Here is a 20094-nt window from a genome sequence, read left to right as displayed (position 1 = left end):
GGTGAGGTACTCCCTGGTGCTGGTGGACTCCCGTGGCCCCCGGGCGGGCCGGCGGGACGGCGGCGGTCAGTGGGCGATGAAGACGTTCTTGGTCTCGGTGAAGGCGGCCAGCGCGTCCGGGCCCAGCTCGCGGCCGAGCCCCGACTGCTTGAACCCGCCGAACGGCGTCCAGTAGCGGACCGAGGAGTGGGAGTTCACCGACAGGTTGCCCGCCTCGATGGCGCGGGCGACCCGCAGGGCCCGCCCGACGTCCCGCGTCCAGATCGACCCCGAGAGCCCGTACCGGGTGTCGTTGGCGATCTGGACGGCCTCGGCCTCACCCTCGAAGGGGACAACGCTGACCACCGGCCCGAAGATCTCCTCGGTGTAGGCGCGCTCGTCCAGCGACTCGTGGGTGAGCACGGTCGGCGGGAACCAGAAGCCCTTCCCGTCCGGGCACGTCCCCTGGAAGCGCGGGGTGCCGGTCACGAACGAGGCCACGCGGTCGCGGTGCTCGGCGCTGATCAGCGGCCCCAGGGCGGTGCCGGGGTCGCGCGGGTCGCCCACGACGAGCCCGCCGACCGTCGCGACCAGCCGGTCGAGGAACTCCTCGAAGACCGGACGCTCCACCAGGATGCGCGAGCGCGCGCAGCAGTCCTGCCCGCTGTTGTCGAACACGGCCGAAGGGGCGGTGGCGGCGGCCCGCTCGATGTCGGCGTCGGCGAAGACCACGTTGGCGCTCTTGCCGCCGAGCTCCAGCGTCACCCGCTTGACCTGCTCCGCCGCCTGGGCGGCGATGCGCTTGCCCACCTCCGTCGACCCGGTGAAGACGATCTTGTTGACGCCCGGGTGCTCGACCAGCCGGGCCCCCGCGACCTCCCCTGCCCCAGGCAGCACCTGGAGCACCCCCTCGGGGAGGCCGGCCTCCAAGGCCAGCTCGGCCAGCCTCAGAGCCGTGAGCGGGGTCCACTCGGCGGGCTTCACGATGACCGTGTTGCCCGCCGCCAGTGCCGGGGCCGCCCCCCAGGTCATGATGACCATGGGGAAGTTCCACGGCACGATCACGCCCACGACGCCGAGCGGTTCGGCGAAGGTGATGTCCACCCCGCCCGGCACCGGGATCTGCTTTCCATGATTGCGTTCCGGGGCGCCCGCGTAGAAGTGCAGGACGTCGCGGACGTTGCCGGCCTCCCAGCGGGCGTTGCCGATCGGATGCCCGGAGTTGGCCAGCTCCAGCTCGGCCAGCTCCTCGCCGTGCCGGTCGACCAGGTCGGCGAAGCGCCGCAGCAGGCGGGCGCGGTCGCCGGGGGAGACCTCCCGCCAGGCGGGGAAGGCCTTCCTGGCGCGCTCCACCGCGCGGTCGGTCTCGGCGACGTCGGCGAGCTCGACGTCGGCGAGCACGGTCTCGGTGGCAGGGTTGATGATCTTCATGGTCATGTCACATCCGCTCGAAGCCGCGGAACAGCTCCCAGTCGGTCACCGCCGCGTCGAAGGCGGCCAGCTCGACCCGGGCGTTGTTGGCGTAGTGCTCGACGACCTGCTCGCCGAGCGCGTCCTTCGCGATCTTCGACCCCTCCCACAGCGCCAGGGCGTCGCGGAGCGTCGACGGCACGGTCTCGGCGCCCGCCGTGTAGGCGTTGCCGGTGCAGGCCTCCTCCAGCGGCAGCTCGTGCTCGATGCCGTACAGTCCGGCCGCGATGAGGCCGGAGACCGCCAGGTAGGGGTTGACGTCGCCGCCGGGCACGCGGTTCTCCACCCGCAGCGAGGGGCCGTGCCCGACCAGGCGCAGGGAGCAGGTGCGGTTGTCCACGCCCCACTTGACCGCCGTCGGGGCGAAGCTTCCGGGGACGTACCGCTTGTAGGAGTTGATGTTCGGCGCGTACAGCAGCGTCAGCTCGCGCATCGCGGCGAGCTGCCCGGCGATGAAGTGCTCGCCGAGCCGGGACAGCCCGTGCGGCCCGTCCCCAGCCATGACGAGCTCGCCGTCCTCGCCGCGCAGCGAGATGTGGATGTGGCAGGAGTTGCCCTCGCGCTGGTTCGGCTTGGCCATGAAGGTGACCGACATGCCCTCCTGGGCGGCGATCTCCTTGGCGCCGTTCTTGTAGATGACGTGGTTGTCGCAGGTGGTCAGCGCCTCGGCGTACCGGAAGGCGATCTCGTGCTGACCGAGGTTGCACTCGCCCTTGGCCGACTCGACGTACATGCCCGCGCCCTCCATGCCGAGCCGGACCCGGCGCAGCAGGGGCTCGACGCGCGCGCCGCCGAGCAGGGAGTAGTCGACGTTGTACTGGTTGGCCGGGGTCAGGTCGCGGTACGCCTTGGACCACGCGGTCTCGTAGCCGTCGTTGTAGACGACGAACTCCAGCTCGGTGCCCACGTAGGCCGCCCAGCCGCGCTCGGCCAGCCGGGCCGTCTGCCCGCGCAGGATCTGCCGGGGCGAGGCCGTCACGTCCGAGCCGTCCTCCCAGACCAGGTCGGCCATCAGCATGACCGTGCCCTCCTGCCAGGGCACCCGGCGCAGGGTGGACACATCCGGGCGCATCACGAAGTCGCCGTACCCCCGCTCCCAGGACGACATGCTGTAACCGTCGACGGTGTTCATGTCGATGTCCACGGCGAGGAGGTAGTTGCATCCCTCGGCGGCGTGGTGCAGCACCTCCTCCAGGAAGTAGCGCGCGGACAGCCGCTTGCCCTGGAGGCGTCCCTGCATGTCGGCGATGGCAAGGAGCACGGTGTCGACCCGCCCGGCGGACACCTCTTCACGAAGTTGGTCGACGGTGAGCACCGTGTCCCCTTCCGGCAAAAGTCTGGAAACAGACCATTGGAGGCATGCAAGCACCAGCGGCGGTCCCCCGTCAACGGTCCGCCCCGCCCCAGCAGCGGAATGGACTAATCTCGAACCATTGGGACCGTTTCAGGGGAGGGCGTGATGGACGGGCACCAGCTCGTCGCGCTCCTGCGGCCCGTCCGCGCCGGCAACGCCTTCGAGGAGACCGTCGAGCGGCTGCTGCAGGCCATCAAGCTCGGCGTCGTCGCGCCCGGCGACAAGCTTCCCCCCGAACGAGAGCTGGCCGCCCGGCTCGGCATCAGCCGGGTCACCCTGCGCGAGGCCATCCGCGCCCTGCAGGAGGCCGGCTACCTCGACGTGCGCCGCGGCCGGTACGGCGGAGCGTTCGTCGTCTACCAGCCCCCGCGCCCACGCCAGGGCGACCTGCGCAGGGCCGTCAAGCAGATGGGCGCGGACGAGCTGGACGACGCGCTGACCTTCCGCATGGCCATCGAGTGCGGCGCCGCCCAGGTGCTGGCGGCCACCGAGCTCACCGGCGAGCAGCGCGAAACGCTGCGGCGCAGGCTTGCCGGCGTCAACGACGCCGCCCCGGCCGACTACCGGCGGCTGGACACCGCCTTCCACCTGTCCATCGCCGAGCTCACCGGGTCGGCGCTGCTGGCCTCGGCCGCCGCCGACGCGCGGCTGCGGGTCACCGACCTGCTCAACGCCATCCCCGTGCTCGGCCCCAACATCGACCACGCCGCCGCGCAGCACGCCGCGATGGTCGCCGCCATCCTCGCCGGGGACGCCGAGGCCGCGCGGCGGGCCGTCGTCGAGCACCTGGAGGGCACCGCCTCCCTCCTGCGCGCCTTCCTCGCCTGAAGGCCCCCGGCGGCCGATCGGCGGTGAACGCCGCGGCGGTCCGTCGCAAGCGGCGCCGCTCCGGGCACCGCGCCGCCCTCCCGATCGTCGAACAGAGGGCCGGCCGAGAGCGGGACCGACGGCCGGGGGAGCGGACGGCACGGCCCGGTGGATCAACGACCCCGGGACCGTACGTAGCATCGGTACTGGGGGATGCCTGTGGGAGTCTGGTTTCACGAACGGATCATCGACACCGGACGGCTGCCGCTCTTCTGCTTCCTGTCGGCGCTGATCGTCACGTTCGTCTTCACGCGCGTCAACGTGCGGCTGATCCGGGCCAAGGTCGGCTGGTTCCGCGACGTCAACGTGGGCGACGTCCACGTCCACCACGTCGTGTTCGGCGTGGTCCTCATGATGTTCGGCGGGGTCGCCGGGCTGGTCACCGCGGGGCTGTCCCCCGGCTGGTACGCCTGCACCGCGGCGGTGTTCGGGGTCGGCGCGGCGCTGGTGCTGGACGAGTTCGCGCTGATCCTGCACCTGCGCGACGTCTACTGGTCGGAGGAGGGGCGCACGTCGGTCGACGCGGTGTTCGTGGCCGTCGCGGTGACGCTGCTCCTGCTGCTGGGCCTGCGCCCCTTCGGCTGGGAGGAGCCCGAGCCCTCCGCGGCCGGCCGGTGGTCGGCCGCCCTGTTGCTGCTGCTCAACCTCGCGCTCGCCGTGGTCACGCTGCTCAAGGGCAAGATCTGGACCGGCCTGGCGGGGCTGTTCGTCCCTGTCCTGCTGATCGTCGGCGCGGTGCGGCTCGCGCGTCCCGGGTCCCCATGGGCGCGCTGGTTCTTCGCCCCCGGCTCGCGGCGGCCGCGGGCGTCCAAGATGGCCACGGCGGTCCACCGGGAGATCCGCTGGCGCCGTCCGGTGATCAGGGCGAAGATCGCCGTGCAGGAGTTCGTGTCCGGCCGGCACGACCTGCCCTCGGTCTGGAGCGGCAAGGCCGCCGAGGCGGTGAAGAGAGGCGAGACGGCGAAGAGGGGCGAGACGGCCGCGCGGCCGCACCGGCACCCGTGACGGCCCCTCCCGCTCCGGTCACGGGCGCAGGTGGGCCACCAGACGCCTGACCTGGTCGGCGTAGTGGTCGGTGAACTCCGCTGAGGCCGGGTCGGCCTCGCACAGCACCCGCACCAGATGCGGGAAGGCCACGCCCGCGCTCGACAGGGCGAACAGGGCCAGCATCAGGCACGCCGGGTCGATGTCGGCGGGGAACTCGCCGTCCGCCTGGCGCCTCCGCATGTCCGCGAGGTCGCGCCGCAGATCTTCGCCGAGCTCGGGCGTGACGGCGCCGCCCTCGGTCAGCCCCTCCCACACCATCATGCGGCCGAAGTCGCGGTTGGCGGCGTTGGCCCGGACGTAGGCCGCGGCCAGGTCGGGGAGCGGGGCGGCGGGGTCGGCGAAGCCGCTCTCGGCGCTCTGCCAGCGGTCGGTGAGCTCGCGGTACAGGCCTTCCTTGCCGCCGAAGTAGTACGAGATGAGCTGCTTGTTCACCCCGGCTCTGGCCGCGATCTCACTCACCCGGGCGCCGGCGAACCCTTTGGCGCCGAACTCCTCGATGGCGGCCCGCACGATGCGCTCTTTGGTGCGCTCGGGGTCGCGCCGTCGTTCGGCGGGGGCACGTCTCATGGGATCACGCTAGCACTCTCATCCTCAAGGATGAGATTTCCATCCGTGCGGTTGACACAATCATCCGTACGTTTGATAGTTGGAGACATGAACCCACGCATAGCGGTGATCGGAGGCGGCGTCGGCGGCCTCTGCCTGGCACAAGGACTGCACAAGGCGGGCGCCCAGGTGACCGTCTACGAACGCGACCGCACCCCCGGCGACCGGCTGCAGGGGTACCGCGTCCACATCGACCCCAACGGCGCGCGGGCCCTGCACGACTGCCTGCCGCCATGGCTCTGGAAGAGCTTCGTCGCCACCACCGGCGCGCGCGGCCAGGGCCTGGCCTTCCTCACCGAACAGCTCGAAGAACTGCTGCTGATGCAGGTGCCCGAGGTCGACGACCCCGTCGACGACCACCACTCGGTCAGCCGCATCACGCTCAGGCAGATCCTGCTGTCCGGGATGGAGGAGGTGGTGCGCTTCGGCAAGACCTTCGAGCGCTACGAGCGGGAGGACGGCGGGCGCGTCCGGCTGTTCTTCGAGGACGGCACCAGCGACGTCGCCGACATCGTGGTCGGCGCGGACGGCGGCAACTCGCGGGTCAGGAAGCAGTACCTGCCGCACGCCCAGCGCGTCGACACCGGCATCCTCGGGGTGGCCGGCAAGTTCCCGCTCACCGCGCGCACCCGCGACCTGATCGACCCGGGCCTGGTCCAGCGGGCCAGCAACGTCATCCCGCCCAAGGGGGCAGGCCTGTTCTGCGCCCCGCACGACCTCGGCGAGGCCCCCGCCCCGCCGCGCGGCGCCATCGGCGGCACCGACAGGGAGGGCGCCCTGTACGACAACATCGGCAGCTACGTCCTGTGGGCGTTCGCCGCGCGGCACCGGCGCTACCCGCGAGACCCGTCCGCCCTGTCCGGCGAGGACCTGCGCGACACCGTCGCCGGCATGATGACGGGCTGGCACCCCGACCTGCGCCGGCTGGTCACCATGTCCCACCCCGACACCGTCTCGCTGCTGCCGATCCGCACCTCGGTGCCCGTCGACCCGTGGCCCGCGACCACGGTCACCCTGCTCGGCGACGCCGTCCACAGCATGACGCCGATGCGCGGAGTCGGCGCCAACATCGCCCTGCGTGACGCAGGCCTGCTCTGCCGGGCCCTCACCAGCGGGCAGGACCCGGTCGAGGCGATCGCCGGCTACGAGGAGCGGATGCGGGAGTACGGCTTCGCCGCCGTCCGTGACTCGCTGCGCGCGGCCCGGCAGTTCGTCGGCGGCGGCACCGTGACCAGGCTGGCCTTCAAGACCTTCCTGCGCACCGCCCGCCGCTTCCCCGCCGTCCAGCGGACGATCTTCTCCTGACCCGGGCCCGTCCGGCCGTCTCCTGAGCACGGTGGTCCTCCGCGCCGTCCGCGACCACGCATAGCCCGCCGATTACGGGGGAGTGAGCGGGGACGAACGTTGATCGGGTGAGGAGGCAAGCGCGATGAAATTCATGGACAAGTGGAAGATGCGCCAGCTCAAGGCCCGCGCGAAGCGGCAGATCGGCGCGCAGACCGGCAACCGCGCCATGGCCGCCGAGGCCCGCACCGAAGAGGCCGAGGCCCGGCTGCTCCAGACCCGCGACCGGCTGGAGGAGGTCGCCCGGGAGATCCGCCGCGAGTACGGCGTCCGCCACTGACGCTCCGGAGCGGCCGCCGGCCGCCGCGCGCCGAGCCGCGTCCGCGGCGGGCGTGGCGGCCGGTTTCGTGCCCGTGGCCCTCGCCCCCGTGAGGGGCGCCGCTCAGGGGCTCAGCGGGGAGGGCCGATCAGGGGCTCAGCCGGGGAGGCGGCGAGGAACGAGGCGACGACCTGCCGGACGTCCTCGCGGCCGAGGTCGTCGTCGTGGCCTCCCGCCGTGAGGTAGGTCGTCACGGGGTGGCCCGAGGCCAGCAGGGCGTTGCTGAGGTCCAAGGTCTGCGTCGCCGGGACGACGTCGTCCTCCCGGCCGTGCAGCAGCAGGACGGGCACCCCGTTGCCCACGTGGTTGGCCGGCGTCACATCGGCGGTGGCCTGGTCGCCGGGAGCCGGGACGTGGCCGAGCAGCCGCGCCCACGGGCTGCCGGGGTCACGGCACTCCGGCCAGTCGGCCGCCAGCGGGTCCAGCGGAGGAGCCCAGGCGATCACTCCGGCCACGTCGTCGGGCGCGTCCACGCCCCGCAGCGCGAGATGCAGGGCCAGATGGGCGCCCGCCGAGGTGCCGGCGACCAGCAGCGGCACGCCGGGATGATCGGCGCGGACCTTGCGCGCCGCCTCGCGCACGTCGTCGAGCTGCGCCGGCCAGGTGGCCTCATGGCTCAGCCGGTAGGTCGCCGGGTGGACGTCGAGCCCGTGGGCGGCCAGGATGCCGCGCGAACGCTCCCCGGCGTCGCGCTGCATCCACGCCCCGCCGTGCAGCCAGATCAGTGCCCGCCTCATGCCGTGATCCTATGGCTCGCGGCGGCTTGCCTCCGCGGCCGCCCGCGTCCTGTACGCCTCGCAGCGGGGAGGAGTGGACGTGCCGTCCGGAGGCCCGCCCGTCCTCTCCTGAAGTGTAGTGAGATCGTGACCGTGCGTAGCGGGCGTCGCCGGTGGGGAGGCTTCCAGCGTGACGGGGCCCGCACCACCATGGGCGGGCCCGCGGCGCCGGCGGACCCACCCGATCACGTGTCGACGGATCACGATCGAGCAGGCCGGCGGGCAGGCGGACCAACGGATGGACGTGGAGAGGCGAGCATGCACAAGGACACCTCGGCGGTTCCGGACCCGGCGGAGCTCAGGCGGCGGCTCGGCAGGAGCGGCGTGTGGCTCGGCACCCTCGGCCGCCTGGACGCGGAGAGCACCCGCAGGGCGGCCGGCGCGATCGAGGACCTCGGATACCGGTCCCTGTGGATCTCCGAGGTCTACGGCGCCAAGGACTCCCTGGTGAACTCCGGCATCCTGCTCTCGGCCACCGACCGCCTCATCGTCGCCACCGGCATCGCCAACCTCTACGCCCGGGACGCGGCCTCGGCGGACGCGGGCGCCAACGCCTTGGCCGAGGCGTGGTCGGGACGGTTCATCCTCGGCCTCGGCGTGAGCCACGTGCCACTGGTCGCCGTGCGCGGCCACGACTACGGCAAGCCCGTCTCGACCATGCGCGCCTACCTCGACGCGATGGACCAGGCCCCCTACCAGGCTCCGCTGCCCGAACGGCCCGCCCGCGTCCTGGCCGCGCTGCGCTCCGGCATGCTGAGGCTCGCGGCCGAACGCACCCAGGGCGCCCACACTTACTTCGTCGGCCCCGACCACACGGCCAAGGCCAGGGAGATCCTCGGCCCCGAGCCCCTGCTCGTCCCCGAGCAGGCCATCGTCCTGGACACCGACGCCGACCGGGCCCGCGCCACCGCGCGCGAGTACATGGCCCTGTACCTGACGCTGCCGAACTACCTCAACAACCTGCGCGAGATGGGCTGGGGCGACGCCGACTTCGCGGACGGCGGCAGCGACGCCCTGGTGGACGCGATCGTGGCCTGGGGCGACGCCGACGCCATCGGCGAGAGGGTCCGCGCCCACCACGACGCCGGGGCCGACCACGTCTGCGTCCAGCCCCTCACGTCCACCATCGACGAGACCCTCACCCACCTGGGCGTCCTGGCCGCCACCCTCACCACCTGACCAGCGCACCAGGCGGGCGATGAGATGCGCCCGGCCCCGCGCAGGATGCCGTTCGCACCGGAGCCGCGGTCGCACGGCGCTGGTCGCGGACGGCGCTGGTCGGACCGGTGCCGCTCAGACGGTGCCGCTCAGACGGTGCCGGTCAGATGGTGCTGGTCAGATGGCGCCGGTCAGACCGCGGACGGCGAGGCCGGCGCCGAGCAGGACGACGGTCGCGGCGGTGCCGATGGGCGTGAGTCCGGCGAGGCGGCCCGCCAGGCCCTCGCGTTTCGCGGCGAGCGCGTCCAGCCGGCTCGCCAGCCTCACCAGCAGCAGGCCGGTCGCCGTCAGGGTGGCCGCCATGCCCAGGCCGTAGGCGGCGACCAGGGCGACGCCGAACCACGTACGGCCGAGGGCGGCGGCGCCGAGCAGCACGATCAGCGCCGACGGGCTCGGCACCAGGCCGCCCGCCACGCCCAGCCCGATCAACCCGGCCCGCCCGCCGCCCCCACGCGCGTGTCCGTGTCCGTGCCCGTGCGCGTGTCCGTGCGCGCCTCGGTCCGCGATGCCGTGTTCGCCCGCGTCTTCGTCTCCCGGCGCATGCCCGGAACCGTGCCCGTACCCGTGCCCGTACCCGTGGCCGTGCGCGTGTCCATGGCCGTGGCCGTTCTCGGGGGAGCCGCGGTGGGCGCGGGCGGCGGACCACAGAAGGCGCAGGCCCACGGCGGCGATGAGCAGGCCGCTGGCGATCCCGAGCCAGGACAGGACCGACTCCCCGGCCACGGCGGAGAGCGCGCTGATCAGCAGGCCCACGACGAGCACGCCCGCGGTGTGCGTGGCGGTGACCGTGGCCCCGACGACCAGGGCGTCACGCGGGCGGCCCCGGCGTCCGGCCAGGTAGGCGGCCATGACGGTCTTGCCGTGCCCGGGGATCAGCGCGTGCCCGGCGCCGAGCGCCACCGCGAGCAGCACGGCCAGCAGGCCGAGCGGCACGGTGAGGGAGGAGGCGCCGATGAGGCCGGTGAACGTGCGGTCCAGGCCGGCCAGCCAGTCCCCGATCGGCCCGGGAAGGGACGGCCCCGCCAGGGAGGCGAGCGGCCGGCCCCCGGCCCCGTCGCCCGGCGCGGAGCCGGAGGCGGGCGCCGGCGCCCCCGACCCGGGAGCCGGCGCCGCCTGGCCGGAAGCCGGCGTCCCCGATCCGGAAGCCGGCGCCGCCTGGCCCGGGTTCGCGGAGGTGGTGCGCAGGGTGGCCGAGCGCTGGTCGAGGGGGGCGGTGAGCAGGTCGGCAGGGTAGGAGCGCAACCGGTCGCTCACGCTCGTCGCGGGCACGGCCGGCCGGGCGAACCGCATTCCCTCGGGGACCGCGGTGATCTCGCGCCAGCCGATGCGGTCGCCGAGGAAGGAGTCGGTGAACACGATCGAGGACGCGGCGGAGACGGCGGCCGGAGCCGACAGGTCACAGGTGAGGCGGCTGGTCCGCAGGCCGCCCTGCCCCGGGGCGTAGGCGTAGGAGGCGGCGCCGACCTGCCAGGGCAGCGTCCTGCCGTCCACCGTCAGACGCTGGGCGCGGGACAGCTCCGCGCACGCCGCGGCGGCGTACGCGGCCCGCTCGGCGGGGGAGGCCGCGCCGGAGCCGTCGGCGTCGACCCGCGCCGCGCTCTGCAGCGTCGGCAGTTCGGCGTAGTCGACGATGGCCGTGTTCCCGACCTGCTGCGGGGTGACCCGCAGCCCGTCGTAGTGGTTGACCGTGAAGTTGCCGAGCGGGTGGGCCGCCACGACGGCGGCCAGGACCAGGGCGATCATGAGGGCCTCGCGAGGGCGGGGAGGTCGGGGGAGAAGCGCGGGCCGGCGGACGCGGCGGGCGGGCGGGCGGCGGAGCCGCGTCCGAGCGCGTGCTCGATCGTGGCGCGGTGGTAGCGGGCCACGGCGTTGCGCCACCCTCGGGCGGTCGCCTTCCTGGCGTACGGAAGAGCCTCGCGGGACCGGCCCGCCTTGTGCAGCGCCCAGGCCAGGGCGTCGGCGGCGGCCATGTTGGGGTTCCTGCCGTACTCGGCCTTCGCGTGCCGCACGGCCTCGGACGCGGATCCGTGGTCGGCCTCGAACTCGGCCCAGGTGAGGTCGTCGCGGACCCCGCCCGCGGCCATCAGCCGCTTCTGGGCCCTCAGCAGTTCCCACTGCGGGGCGGGGTCCCTGCCGAGCTTCCGCAGGACCTCGCCGTACTCGACGATGTACTGGGCCAGGGGGAGGCGCTCGACCACGGCGGCGTACCCGGCGGCGGCGTCGCCGAGCCGTCCGCCGAGCGCCTCGGCGCGGGCCCGGCCCGCCAGGGCGGGGACGAAGCCGGGCAGGGCGCGGAGCGCCTCCTGGTACATCCGCCCGGCCCGCGCCAGGTCGCCCGCGCGCAGCGCCAGTTCACCCAGGTAGTAGCGGCAGTAGGCGACGTCCTCGGGGGCGAGCGCGTCGTCCAGGGCCGCCGACAGCATCCGCCGGGCCTCGTGGAGGTCTCCGCGCAGCTCGGCGTCGTAGGAGGCGCGGGTGAAGGAGGCGACGCCGGGCCGCAGGTCCATCATGCGCCGCACGGCGGCGGTGGCGCCCGCGTAGTCGCCGAGTTGGGTGCGGGCGTCGGTCAGCACGCCGTAGGCGGCGGCGCCGTAGGGATCGGCCGCGATCGCCCGCAGTGCCAGGCGGGCCGCGTCGGCGAAGTCGTGGCGCCCGGCGGCGAGCGCGGCCCGGCCGGTGAGGACGGCCGGGTCGCCCGGCGCCAGGGCGGTCGCGCGGGCCAGCGCCCGTTCGGCCCTGACGTAGGACGAGGGGTCGGCGGTGACCCGGGCCTGCTCCACGTAGGCGACGCCGAGCGACGCCCACGCCTGGTGGTCCTCGGGCAGCCTCCTCAGCCGCTCCGTCAGGGTCTTCACGGCCGCGGCCGCCTCCGCGGGCGAGCGCGGCGCCGCGGCGAGCGCGGGGGCCTGGGCGGCGGGCGCGGCGGCGGCGGCGGGCGAGGCCGGCGACGGGGGCAGCAAGGTCGCCGCGGCCGTGACCGCCAGGGCCACCGCGAGGGCACCAGCCCCCGTGAGGGCCGCCGCGCGCAGGCCGCCGCGATGGCGATCGAGATGGGACATGGTGATTCTCCTGGTGCTCCCGTGATCGTTCCTGGACGGCCGTGGCGGTCCCCACCGGCCGTGGAGGCCGGTGAAAGGACTGGAGGAGGCGGCGGCGCCGGGGGACGCGGCGAGGCGGCGGGGGGTCGCCGGCCTCGTCGCGAAGGGGTGTGGTGCGCCGGGGCGCGGTCAGCGATATGGCGCGCGCCGGGGTGGGGTCAGCGGTGTGGCGCGCGCCGGGGCGCGGTCAGCGCTGGTTGACGGCGGCGGAGCCGGGCAGCGGGATGTAGGGGAAGTGCGGCTGGGACGGCTTGTCGTTGGCGTCGACCTTGTCGCCCGCGGCCAGGGCGTCGACCAGCTTGCCGGTCAGCGCGGCGCCTTCGACGGCCTGGAGCGAGATGTCCACGACGTCGTCGCCCAGACGGCGCCCGTTCGGGAAGCCCTGCAGGTCGCCCGCGAGGACGCCGAGCCGGTTGGGGTCGCGCGCCGGCGGCACCGCCATGTTCAGCCGCAGCATCTCCGAGGGCCGGAACGCCCTGGGGTCGGCGTCCCTGTTCAGGATCTGCGAGTTGAGGTCGGCCTTGATGGGACCGTTGGCCTTGGCGATGCCGGTCAGGAAGATCTCGACCAGGTCGGCGCGGGGCGTCTTGGGCGCGGGGATCTTGTAGATGCCCTCGACGAGCTTGGGCAGCTCGGGGTGGGTGACCCGCTTGACGACCGCCGGGATGCCGGCGTCCTTGTCCGGGCTGATCGCGTTGAAGGTGTCCTTCAGGGCGGCGGGCACCACGACCTCGTTGACCAGCGGGTTGCCGAGCCGCGACACCTGCCGGTACCCGCCCGGGCTCCACTTCTCGGTGGTGGACCACACGCCGATGACCGGGTTGCGCCGGGCGTCGCCCTTCAGCGCCACCTCGTCCTTGGGCACCTGGATGGCGATGCTGTGGACGTTGTAGCCCCTGGTGGTGTCCTGGCCGACCTCCGACAGGTCGCCGCCGTACAGCAGGTCGAAGACCCGCAGGTCCACGAAGAACGCCTCGTCGGCCTGCCCGGCGAAGCTCTGGCCGCCGCCGGGCAGCCGGCGCAGCGACTGGGCGCGCAGCCTGCCGTAGTCGGGCATCGACGCGGCGCCGGTGTTGCTCGGCGCGACCACGCCGTCCTTGACCACCGTCGTCCACCCGTCGCGGGCCGTGAACTTCTTGAGCGTGTAGCGCTGGCGGAACAGCAGGTTCTCGTCGCCGATCGAGGTGACCGGACCGTTGTTGTACAGGAAGGTGGAGGCGCCGCGGCGGTCCTCGTCGCGGAAGGTCCACTGGTAGGTGACGTCCGGCAGCCCGTTGCCGTTGTTGTCGATCTTGATGTTGTAGCGCGACCTGGTGTCGAAGGTGTAGAAGTTCGGCCCGCCGGCCGGCTCCTCGAACGGGATCCAGTTGGCGATGAGCGTGACGGTGTCGGGCCTGTCGGGGCTGACGAAGGCGTACACGTCGGTGTTGTCGTTGCGCGGGTCGCCGGCGATGAGCGGCGCCTCGCGGTGGGAGGAGGCGCCGCCGGCCTCGGGGCGCAGCAGGGTGAGCGAGGAAGCGGCCACCACCCCGGCGACGCCCAGAGCCAGCAGGGCTCGCCGGTTGATCCGGAGCTCCATGTCGTCGAATCCTTTCGGCCACCGGTCGCGTCGCGACCGGGTGTCGGCTTGTGTGGAAGAGGTCCGGCCGGGTCCTCACGACGAGATACGGGGCCGCGGCGACTTCGGATTGGCCGTGGACGCGGAATCGTGAAAACGGTTCCGGCGGCGGCCCGGCCGCGCGGGGCCAAGGGCGGTCGGGCGTAACGGGGTTCCCGGGCGGGCCGATCCTGATCGGCGGGGATGAGGACGGCGGTCTTGTGCGTTGTCGATCGCGGGGGGCGCGCCCCGGGGGCTGGAGGTGACGGTGGCGGACGGGCTCGGGCAACTGATCGGGGACAGGCGTCTTTCACCCGTGCAGCAGCGCATCGCGCACTACTTGAGCGAGAACCTCCCTGACGCGATCTTCCTGTCGAGCGTTGAGTTGGCCGAGCGCGCAGGGGTGAGCCAGCCGTCGGTGACCCGGTTCGCGATGGCCCTGGGCTTCGCCGGGTACCCGGAGTTCCGCCACGCGCTCCGTCCGCTCGTGCTGAACGGCGACGGTCCCGCCGACGCCGTGCCGCGTGCCGCGGGCGACGGGGCCGCCGTGGGGCGCTCCCTGCTGGAGATGATCGACCGCGAGATCCGCAACCTCGCGGCCGTCCGCGACCGCCTGGCCGGCGGGGTCCCGTCGCCAGGCCGGCCCGCCGACGGCCTGTCCGGGCGCATCCGGGGGCTCGGCGCGGCGCTCGCGGTGTGCGAACCGCTGCCGGTGGTCGGGCTGCGGGTGTCCTCCGGGCCGGTCATGACCTTCGCCTACTACGCCCGGCGCATCCACCCCGACGTGCGGCCGCTCGTCCACGGTGGCTCCGAGCTGACCGACGGGCTGCACGCCGCCCGCCGGGCGGGTTCTGAGTGGCTGCTGGCCGTCGTCCTGCCCCGCTATCCGCTGGAGGTCGTGCAGGCGCTGGAGTACGCCGCCAAGCTGGGCCTGCGCACGGCGGTGATCACCGACCGCGCCGAGGTGCCGTTCCCGGCGGACGTGGTGCTGCACGCGCCGGTGGGGGAGGAGCCGGTCTGCGGTTCCCACGCGGCGCCGCTGACGGTGGCGATGCTGCTGCTCGCGGCCATGGCCGAGGCGGCGCCGCTGCGCACCCGGGCCCGGCTGGAGGAGGACGAGCGCATGAGCGGCCAGACCGGGGTCTTCCTCCAGCCCTGAGCGCTCCTGCGCCTAAGGTGAGGCGCATGACGGCACGACCCATCGCACTGATCACCGGCGGCTCCCGTGGCGTGGGCGCGGCCATCGCCCGGGCCCTGGCCCCCACGCACGACCTGATCCTCGGCGGGCGCGACGGCACCGCGCTGCGCGCCGTCTGCGACGAGCTCGGCGCGCGGCCCTGGTCGGTGGAGCTGACCGACGAGCGCGCCGTGGCCGAGGCGGCGGCGGACGTCGAGCGCCTCGACCTGCTCGTGCACAGCGCGGGCGTGGCGCGGCTCGGCACGGTTGCCGAGCTGCCGGTGCGGGCGTGGCGCGAGACGATGGAGGTCAACGTGATCGCCGTCGCCGAGCTGACACGCCTGCTGCTGCCGGCGCTGCGGGCCGCCCGCGGGCACGTGGTGCTGATCAACTCCGGGGCCGGCCGGCGGGCCAACCCCGGCTGGGCCGCCTACGCCGCCGGCAAGTTCGCGCTGCGCGCCCTCGCCGACGCGCTGCGGCAGGAGGAGGAGCCGCACGGCGTGCGCGTCACCTCGGTGTACCCGGGGCGGGTGAACACCGACATGCAGCGGGACGTGCGCGAGCAGGAGGGCGGCGCGTTCGAGCCCGAGCGCTATCTGGTGCCCGAGTCGGTGGCGCGGGCCGTCCTCGCGGCCGTGACGGCGGGCGGGGACGCGCATATCACCGAGATCGACATACGCCCCTCCGCGGGACCGGTCGCCTGAGCGTCATCTCTTCCCGGCATCCCCCTTCCCGACATTTCATATGACGCAAATGAATTGATTCATATATCGGGACATACGTTGACTTTTTCCTGGACAGATGGGGGGAGTGTCCGACCTTAGCTACTGGTGCGAGCTGGCCTGGTTGCATCCCGGCGAGGTGGTCGCCGGGGTCCTGGTCCAGGTGGAGGGCAGCCGCATCTGCGAGGTCTCGCGCGGCGTCCCCGCGCCCCGGGGAGTCGTGCGCCTCACCGGCCTGACGGTGCCCGGCCTGGCGAATGCCCACTCCCACGCCTTCCACCGCGCCCTGCGCGGCCAGGCCCAGGGCGGCACCGAGAGCTTCCAGGCCTGGCGCGAGCGCATGCACGCGGTGGCGGCGCGGCTCGACCCCGACACCTACCTCGACCTGGCCAGGGCGACCTTCGCCGAGATGGCGCTGGCCGGCATCACCTGCGTCGGCGAGTTCCACTACCTGCACCACGGCGTGGGCGGGCGGCCGTACGCCGACCCCAACGCGATGGGCCACGCTCTCATCCGGGCCGCGAGGGAGGCCGGCCTGCGCATCACCCTCCTGGACGCCTGCTACCTGACCGGTGGCATGGGCGCGACGCCGAGCGGCCCGCAGCTGCGCTTCGGTGACCGTGACGTGGACCGCTGGGCCGAACGGGTGGACGCCCTGGCCGGCGAGTACGCGGGCAGCGGCGACGTGGTGGTCGGCGGGGCCGTGCACTCGGTGCGCGCCTGCCCGCCCGAGCGGATGCCCGTGGTCGCCGAGTTCGGCCACCGCAGGGCCGCTCCCGTGCACGTCCAGGTCTCCGAGCGGCGCACCGAGAACCGTCACTGCGTCGAGACCTACTGCGCCACGCCGGTCCAGGTGCTGTACGAGCACGGCGTCCTCGGCCCCCGCACGACGGCCGTCCACGCCACCCACCTTTCGGACGTCGACGTGGCCCTGCTCGGCGGGTCCTCCACCCACGTGTGCGTGTGCCCGACCACCGAGCGCGACCTGGCCGACGGCATCGGCCCGGCCCGCCGGCTGCACGACGCGGGGTCGCCGGTCACCCTCGGGAGCGACAGCAACGCCATGATCGACCTGCTGGAGGAGGCCCGGGCCGTCGAGCTGGGGGAGCGCCTGACGACGGGCGAGCGGGGCCACTGGACGGCCGCCGACCTGCTCAGATCGGCCACGATGGTCGGGCAGGCCTCGCTCGGCCACCCCGACGCGGGCTTCATCACCCCCGGCGCCTGGGCCGACCTGGTGTCGGTGCGGCTGGACTCGGTGCGCACCGCGGGCGCGGGCAGCGGCTGCCCCGCCGAGACCGTCGTCTTCGGCGCCTCGGCCTGCGACGTCCACTCGGTCGTCTCCGGCGGCCGCAGGGTGGTCGTCGAGGGCGGCCACGTTCTCGGCGACGTCGGGCCGATGCTGGCCGACGCCATCTCCGCGCTACGCGAATGATCCCATTTGTCGCTGTTTGACGGTCGGTTATCCGGGCATCCGTGTGTCTCTCAGGTGCGAAGTCATCCTTGAGGAGGAGCCCGGAAACCATTCTCCGGTCGTATCTCTTTAGGGAATCTTTGCCTTGGACTGAACGTTGATCCGGCAAAGAGGGGGAAGCGCGTCGCACCGGTCACTGGACGGCCGGCACGACGGGCTCACCCGCACACCAGGGCGGGCGCGGCGAGACGAGGTGCCATCAGGATGGCAAGGCCGACGGGGATTCGGACGCAGGACCAGCAGGCCGCTGAGAGGGACCTTCTCGGCACCTACCTGGCCGAGATCGGGCGGGTGCCACTGCTCAGCGCGGACCAGGAGGTCGAGCTGGCCAAGCGCATCGAGGCGGGGCTGTTCGCCGAGCAACTGCTCGACAGCGGGGAGCCGGAGCCCAAGATCGCCGGCGCCCTCGACGAGGAGCTCGAACGGCTCGCGGTCTCGGGGCAGCGGGCCAAGGACGAGTTCATCCAGGCCAACCTCCGGCTCGTGGTGGCCGTCGCGCGCAAGTACTCCGGCAGGGGGATGCCGCTGATCGACCTGGTCCAGGAGGGGAACCTGGGCCTGGTCAGGGCCGTGGAGAAGTTCGACTACCGCCGGGGCTACAAGTTCTCGACCTACGCCACCTGGTGGATCCGCCAGTCGGTCGGCCGCGCCATCCACGAGCAGGCCAGGCCGGTACGCCTGCCCACCCACGCCGGTGAGCAGATGACCCGCCTGATGCGCGTGCGCCGCGACATGATGGCCGAGCTGGACGCCGAGCCGACCGACGCCGACCTCGCCGAGGTCCTCGACCTGCCGATCGAGCGGGTGCGCGAGCTGCGCCGCTGGGCCTCCGACCCGGTGTCGCTGCAGCTCGGCGTGGGGGACGAGGACGAGACGGAGCTCGGCGACATGATCGCCGACGACACCTGGGCCGACCCCGAGCAGCAGGCGATGGACACCCTCGAGCGCGAGCGCCTGGACGACTGGCTGCAGGGCCTGGAAGGCCGCACCCGCGAGATGTTGCGCTGGCGTTACGGCCTGGTCGACGGGCGTGAGCACACCCTCACCGAGGTCGGCGAGCGGTACGGCATCGGCCGCGACCGCGCGCGGCGCATCGAGCGCGACGCGCTGGCCCGCCTGCGCAAGATGGCCCAGGCGGCCGCCTAGCGCTTTTCTGGAACACCCGCATCGGCGCGTCCTTTTGGGACGCGCCGATGTCGTTCTGGCGACCCTCCGAAACGTGGCCGAAACATCGATGTCGTGAGTTTCACGTACGTGAAACACGCCAGGTCCAGACCTGAAACGGCAGAAGAACACGCTTTCGCCCAACGTCAGTGTGCAGCCGGTCAATGAAGCCCTGGAGCGCCCACTGCGGGAGAAAACGGCCACACGCCATTTGTAAGGGAGGGTCGCATCGAATGAAGATCGATAGCGGCACCACAGCCTGGATGCTCGCGGCCACCGCGTTGGTGCTGCTGATGACTCCGGGCCTCGCGTTCTTCTACGGGGGCATGACCAGGGCCAAGAGCGTCCTGAACATGATGATGATGTCGTTCGTCAGCATCATCACGGTAACCATCGCCTGGGTCATCTACGGTCACTCGCTGGCGTTCGGCACGAACGGCAACGACTTCCTCAACAAGTTCGTCGGCGGGCTCAAGGAGGTCGGGCTGCAGAGCCTGGTCGACACCGCCACCAAGGACGACGGCACCGGCATGCCGAGCCTGGTGTTCTCCGCCTTCCAGCTCACCTTCGCCATCATCACCGTCGCTCTGATCAGCGGTGCGATCGCCGACCGGGCCAAGTTCGGCGCCTGGGTCGTCTTCTCCATCGTGTGGGCGACGATCGTGTACTTCCCGGTGGCCCACTGGGTCTGGGGCGGCGGCTGGCTGACCCAGCTCGGCATCGAGGACTTCGCCGGCGGCACGGTGGTCCACGTCAACGCCGGTGCGGCGGGTCTCGCGCTCGCCCTGGTGATCGGCAAGCGCAGCGGCTGGCGCAAGGACCCGATGCGTCCGCACAACCTGACCCTGGTGCTGCTGGGCGTCGGCCTGCTGTGGTTCGGCTGGTTCGGCTTCAACGCCGGCTCCGAGCTGGCCGTCGACGGCACCGCGGGCCTGGCCTTCATGAACACCCAGGTCGCGACGGCGGTCGCCGCCGGCGCCTGGATCCTGGTCGAGAAGCTCCGTGACGGGCACTCCACCACGCTGGGCGTGGCCTCCGGCGCCGTCGCCGGTCTGGTCGCCATCACCCCGGCCTGTGGTTTCGTCGACCCCTGGGCGGCGATCGTCATCGGCGCCATCGCCGGCGCGGTCTGCGCCTACGCCGTGGGCCTGAAGTACAAGCTCGGCTACGACGACTCGCTCGACGTGGTCGGCGTCCACCTGGTCGGCGGCGCGCTCGGCGCCATCTCCCTGGGCTTCCTGGCCGCCTACCCCTTCCTGGACCCGCAGGCCAAGGGTCTGTTCTACGGCGGAGGGTTCACCCAGCTCGGCCGCCAGATCCTGGGCCCGGTCGTCGTGGGCCTCTACTCCTTCATTCTCGCCTGGATCATCGGCAAGATCATTGACAAGACGATGGGCTTCAGGGTCACTGAAGAGGACGAGGTCACCGGCATCGACATCACCACCCACGCCGAGACCGGCTACGACCTCGGCTCCGTTCACGCCTCCGGCGTCGCCGCCAAGGTGAACGGCCCAGTCCCATCAGTGGCGAAGAAGGTAGACGCATGAGGCTCATCACAGCGGTGATCAAGCCCTTCAAGCTCGACGACGTCAAGGCCGCTCTCGAGCAGTTCGGGGTCAAGGGCATGACCGTCAGCGAGACCAGCGGTTACGGCCGGCAGCGCGGCCACACCGAGGTCTACCGCGGCGCCGAGTACCAGGTCGACCTGGTGCCCAAGGTGCGCGTCGAGGTGCTCACCGAGGAGGAGGACGCCGAGGACGTCATCGACGTCATCGTCAAGGCGGCGCAGACGGGCAAGATCGGCGACGGCAAGGTCTGGTCCGTGCCCGTGGAGACCGTGATCAGGGTCAGAACGGGAGAACGCGGACCGGAGGCCCTCTAA

Annotated in this window: 18 protein-coding genes; 11 read left to right on the top strand and 7 right to left on the bottom strand. The window is 72.8% G+C overall.

The annotated features are described in order from the left end of the window. Positions 1-66: 66 nt before the first annotated feature. Positions 67-1416, bottom strand: coding sequence for an aldehyde dehydrogenase family protein (locus ACFQSB_RS14390; protein ID WP_380826881.1), 1350 nt, complete (start codon positions 1414-1416; stop codon positions 67-69). A gap of 1 nt (position 1417) precedes the next feature. Beyond that, on the bottom strand, positions 1418-2764 hold the full coding sequence (locus ACFQSB_RS14385; RefSeq protein ID WP_380826879.1) for a glutamine synthetase family protein: 1347 nt from the start codon (positions 2762-2764) through the stop codon (positions 1418-1420). A gap of 144 nt (positions 2765-2908) precedes the next feature. On the opposite strand from ACFQSB_RS14385, the gene ACFQSB_RS14380 reads away from it, so the two are divergent. Both ACFQSB_RS14380 and ACFQSB_RS14375 read left to right on the top strand, forming a co-directional pair. Next, entirely contained in the window at positions 2909-3631 is a 723-nt protein-coding gene (locus ACFQSB_RS14380; RefSeq protein WP_380826877.1) for a FadR/GntR family transcriptional regulator, read from the top strand. A gap of 198 nt (positions 3632-3829) precedes the next feature. Then, entirely contained in the window at positions 3830-4675 is an 846-nt protein-coding gene (locus tag ACFQSB_RS14375) for a hypothetical protein (RefSeq protein ID WP_380826876.1), read from the top strand. Positions 4676-4693: 18 nt separating this feature from the next. On the opposite strand, the gene ACFQSB_RS14370 is transcribed toward ACFQSB_RS14375, so the two are convergent. After that, positions 4694-5284 carry a TetR/AcrR family transcriptional regulator gene (locus ACFQSB_RS14370; RefSeq protein WP_380826875.1) on the bottom strand — a complete coding sequence of 197 codons (591 nt, stop codon included), beginning with the start codon at positions 5282-5284 and terminating at the stop codon, positions 4694-4696. Between the two features lie 87 nt (positions 5285-5371). Here ACFQSB_RS14370 and ACFQSB_RS14365 point away from each other — a divergent pair, with 87 nt between their 5' ends. Further along, the gene (locus ACFQSB_RS14365; protein ID WP_380826873.1) at positions 5372-6628 is read left to right on the top strand and encodes an FAD-dependent oxidoreductase; all 1257 of its coding nucleotides are present in this window, start codon (positions 5372-5374) and stop codon (positions 6626-6628) included. 124 nt (positions 6629-6752) lie between these two features. Continuing rightward, the gene (locus ACFQSB_RS14360; RefSeq protein WP_354842100.1) at positions 6753-6947 is read left to right on the top strand and encodes a hypothetical protein; all 195 of its coding nucleotides are present in this window, start codon (positions 6753-6755) and stop codon (positions 6945-6947) included. 110 nt (positions 6948-7057) lie between these two features. On the opposite strand, the gene ACFQSB_RS14355 is transcribed toward ACFQSB_RS14360, so the two are convergent. Next, positions 7058-7723 carry an alpha/beta hydrolase fold domain-containing protein gene (locus tag ACFQSB_RS14355; protein ID WP_380826872.1) on the bottom strand — a complete coding sequence of 222 codons (666 nt, stop codon included), beginning with the start codon at positions 7721-7723 and terminating at the stop codon, positions 7058-7060. Positions 7724-8020: 297 nt separating this feature from the next. On the opposite strand from ACFQSB_RS14355, the gene ACFQSB_RS14350 reads away from it, so the two are divergent. Further along, positions 8021-8941, top strand: coding sequence for a TIGR03620 family F420-dependent LLM class oxidoreductase (locus ACFQSB_RS14350; RefSeq protein WP_354842105.1), 921 nt, complete (start codon positions 8021-8023; stop codon positions 8939-8941). A gap of 156 nt (positions 8942-9097) precedes the next feature. On the opposite strand, the gene ACFQSB_RS14345 is transcribed toward ACFQSB_RS14350, so the two are convergent. The 3 genes from ACFQSB_RS14345 to ACFQSB_RS14335 form a co-directional block, all read right to left on the bottom strand. Further along, the gene (locus ACFQSB_RS14345; RefSeq protein WP_380826870.1) at positions 9098-10723 is read right to left on the bottom strand and encodes a nickel/cobalt transporter; all 1626 of its coding nucleotides are present in this window, start codon (positions 10721-10723) and stop codon (positions 9098-9100) included. Further along, on the bottom strand, positions 10720-12039 hold the full coding sequence (locus ACFQSB_RS14340) for a tetratricopeptide repeat protein (RefSeq protein WP_380826869.1): 1320 nt from the start codon (positions 12037-12039) through the stop codon (positions 10720-10722). Before ACFQSB_RS14340 ends, ACFQSB_RS14345 begins: the two co-directional genes overlap by 4 nt. A 226-nt stretch (positions 12040-12265) precedes the next feature. Beyond that, positions 12266-13657: a DUF4331 domain-containing protein gene (locus tag ACFQSB_RS14335; RefSeq protein WP_354842113.1), complete on the bottom strand. Its 1392-nt coding sequence runs from the start codon at positions 13655-13657 to the stop codon at positions 12266-12268. A 244-nt stretch (positions 13658-13901) separates the two neighbouring features. On the opposite strand from ACFQSB_RS14335, the gene ACFQSB_RS14330 reads away from it, so the two are divergent. From ACFQSB_RS14330 to ACFQSB_RS14305, 6 genes are all read left to right on the top strand, one after another. Continuing rightward, positions 13902-14834 (top strand): MurR/RpiR family transcriptional regulator, encoded by a 933-nt coding sequence (locus ACFQSB_RS14330; protein ID WP_380826867.1) that lies wholly within the window; start codon positions 13902-13904, stop codon positions 14832-14834. Between the two features lie 26 nt (positions 14835-14860). Then, a complete protein-coding gene (locus tag ACFQSB_RS14325; protein WP_380826865.1) occupies positions 14861-15556 on the top strand; it encodes an SDR family oxidoreductase in 696 nt (231 codons plus the stop codon). 97 nt (positions 15557-15653) lie between these two features. Further along, a complete protein-coding gene (locus ACFQSB_RS14320) occupies positions 15654-17009 on the top strand; it encodes a formimidoylglutamate deiminase (protein WP_380826864.1) in 1356 nt (451 codons plus the stop codon). A 243-nt stretch (positions 17010-17252) separates the two neighbouring features. Further along, entirely contained in the window at positions 17253-18194 is a 942-nt protein-coding gene (locus ACFQSB_RS14315) for a sigma-70 family RNA polymerase sigma factor (RefSeq protein WP_354842125.1), read from the top strand. 251 nt (positions 18195-18445) lie between these two features. Beyond that, positions 18446-19759: an ammonium transporter gene (locus ACFQSB_RS14310; protein WP_354842128.1), complete on the top strand. Its 1314-nt coding sequence runs from the start codon at positions 18446-18448 to the stop codon at positions 19757-19759. Next, entirely contained in the window at positions 19756-20094 is a 339-nt protein-coding gene (locus ACFQSB_RS14305) for a P-II family nitrogen regulator (RefSeq protein WP_354842131.1), read from the top strand. Before ACFQSB_RS14310 ends, ACFQSB_RS14305 begins: the two co-directional genes overlap by 4 nt.

Source organism: Sphaerisporangium rhizosphaerae (assembly GCF_042665155.1).
Taxonomy (GTDB): domain Bacteria; phylum Actinomycetota; class Actinomycetes; order Streptosporangiales; family Streptosporangiaceae; genus Sphaerisporangium; species Sphaerisporangium rhizosphaerae.
The sequence above is the reverse complement of the archived record's forward strand: the minus strand, read 5'-3'. Positions and strand labels throughout refer to the sequence as shown.

What these genes read in the sequence shown, in the direction of transcription:
- ACFQSB_RS14360 (WP_354842100.1), top strand. Translation starts at nt 6,753, where the DNA reads ATGAAATTCATGGACAAGTGGAAGATGCGCCAGCTCAAGGCCCGCGCG.
- ACFQSB_RS14350 (WP_354842105.1), top strand. Translation starts at nt 8,021, where the DNA reads ATGCACAAGGACACCTCGGCGGTTCCGGACCCGGCGGAGCTCAGGCGG.
- ACFQSB_RS14370 (WP_380826875.1), bottom strand. Translation starts at nt 5,284, where the DNA reads ATGAGACGTGCCCCCGCCGAACGACGGCGCGACCCCGAGCGCACCAAA.
- ACFQSB_RS14320 (WP_380826864.1), top strand. Translation starts at nt 15,654, where the DNA reads ATGGGGGGAGTGTCCGACCTTAGCTACTGGTGCGAGCTGGCCTGGTTG.
- ACFQSB_RS14335 (WP_354842113.1), bottom strand. Translation starts at nt 13,657, where the DNA reads ATGGAGCTCCGGATCAACCGGCGAGCCCTGCTGGCTCTGGGCGTCGCC.
- ACFQSB_RS14390 (WP_380826881.1), bottom strand. Translation starts at nt 1,416, where the DNA reads ATGACCATGAAGATCATCAACCCTGCCACCGAGACCGTGCTCGCCGAC.
- ACFQSB_RS14325 (WP_380826865.1), top strand. Translation starts at nt 14,861, where the DNA reads ATGACGGCACGACCCATCGCACTGATCACCGGCGGCTCCCGTGGCGTG.
- ACFQSB_RS14380 (WP_380826877.1), top strand. Translation starts at nt 2,909, where the DNA reads ATGGACGGGCACCAGCTCGTCGCGCTCCTGCGGCCCGTCCGCGCCGGC.
- ACFQSB_RS14305 (WP_354842131.1), top strand. Translation starts at nt 19,756, where the DNA reads ATGAGGCTCATCACAGCGGTGATCAAGCCCTTCAAGCTCGACGACGTC.
- ACFQSB_RS14310 (WP_354842128.1), top strand. Translation starts at nt 18,446, where the DNA reads ATGAAGATCGATAGCGGCACCACAGCCTGGATGCTCGCGGCCACCGCG.
- ACFQSB_RS14345 (WP_380826870.1), bottom strand. Translation starts at nt 10,723, where the DNA reads ATGATCGCCCTGGTCCTGGCCGCCGTCGTGGCGGCCCACCCGCTCGGC.
- ACFQSB_RS14365 (WP_380826873.1), top strand. Translation starts at nt 5,372, where the DNA reads ATGAACCCACGCATAGCGGTGATCGGAGGCGGCGTCGGCGGCCTCTGC.
- ACFQSB_RS14315 (WP_354842125.1), top strand. Translation starts at nt 17,253, where the DNA reads ATGGCAAGGCCGACGGGGATTCGGACGCAGGACCAGCAGGCCGCTGAG.
- ACFQSB_RS14355 (WP_380826872.1), bottom strand. Translation starts at nt 7,723, where the DNA reads ATGAGGCGGGCACTGATCTGGCTGCACGGCGGGGCGTGGATGCAGCGC.
- ACFQSB_RS14340 (WP_380826869.1), bottom strand. Translation starts at nt 12,039, where the DNA reads ATGTCCCATCTCGATCGCCATCGCGGCGGCCTGCGCGCGGCGGCCCTC.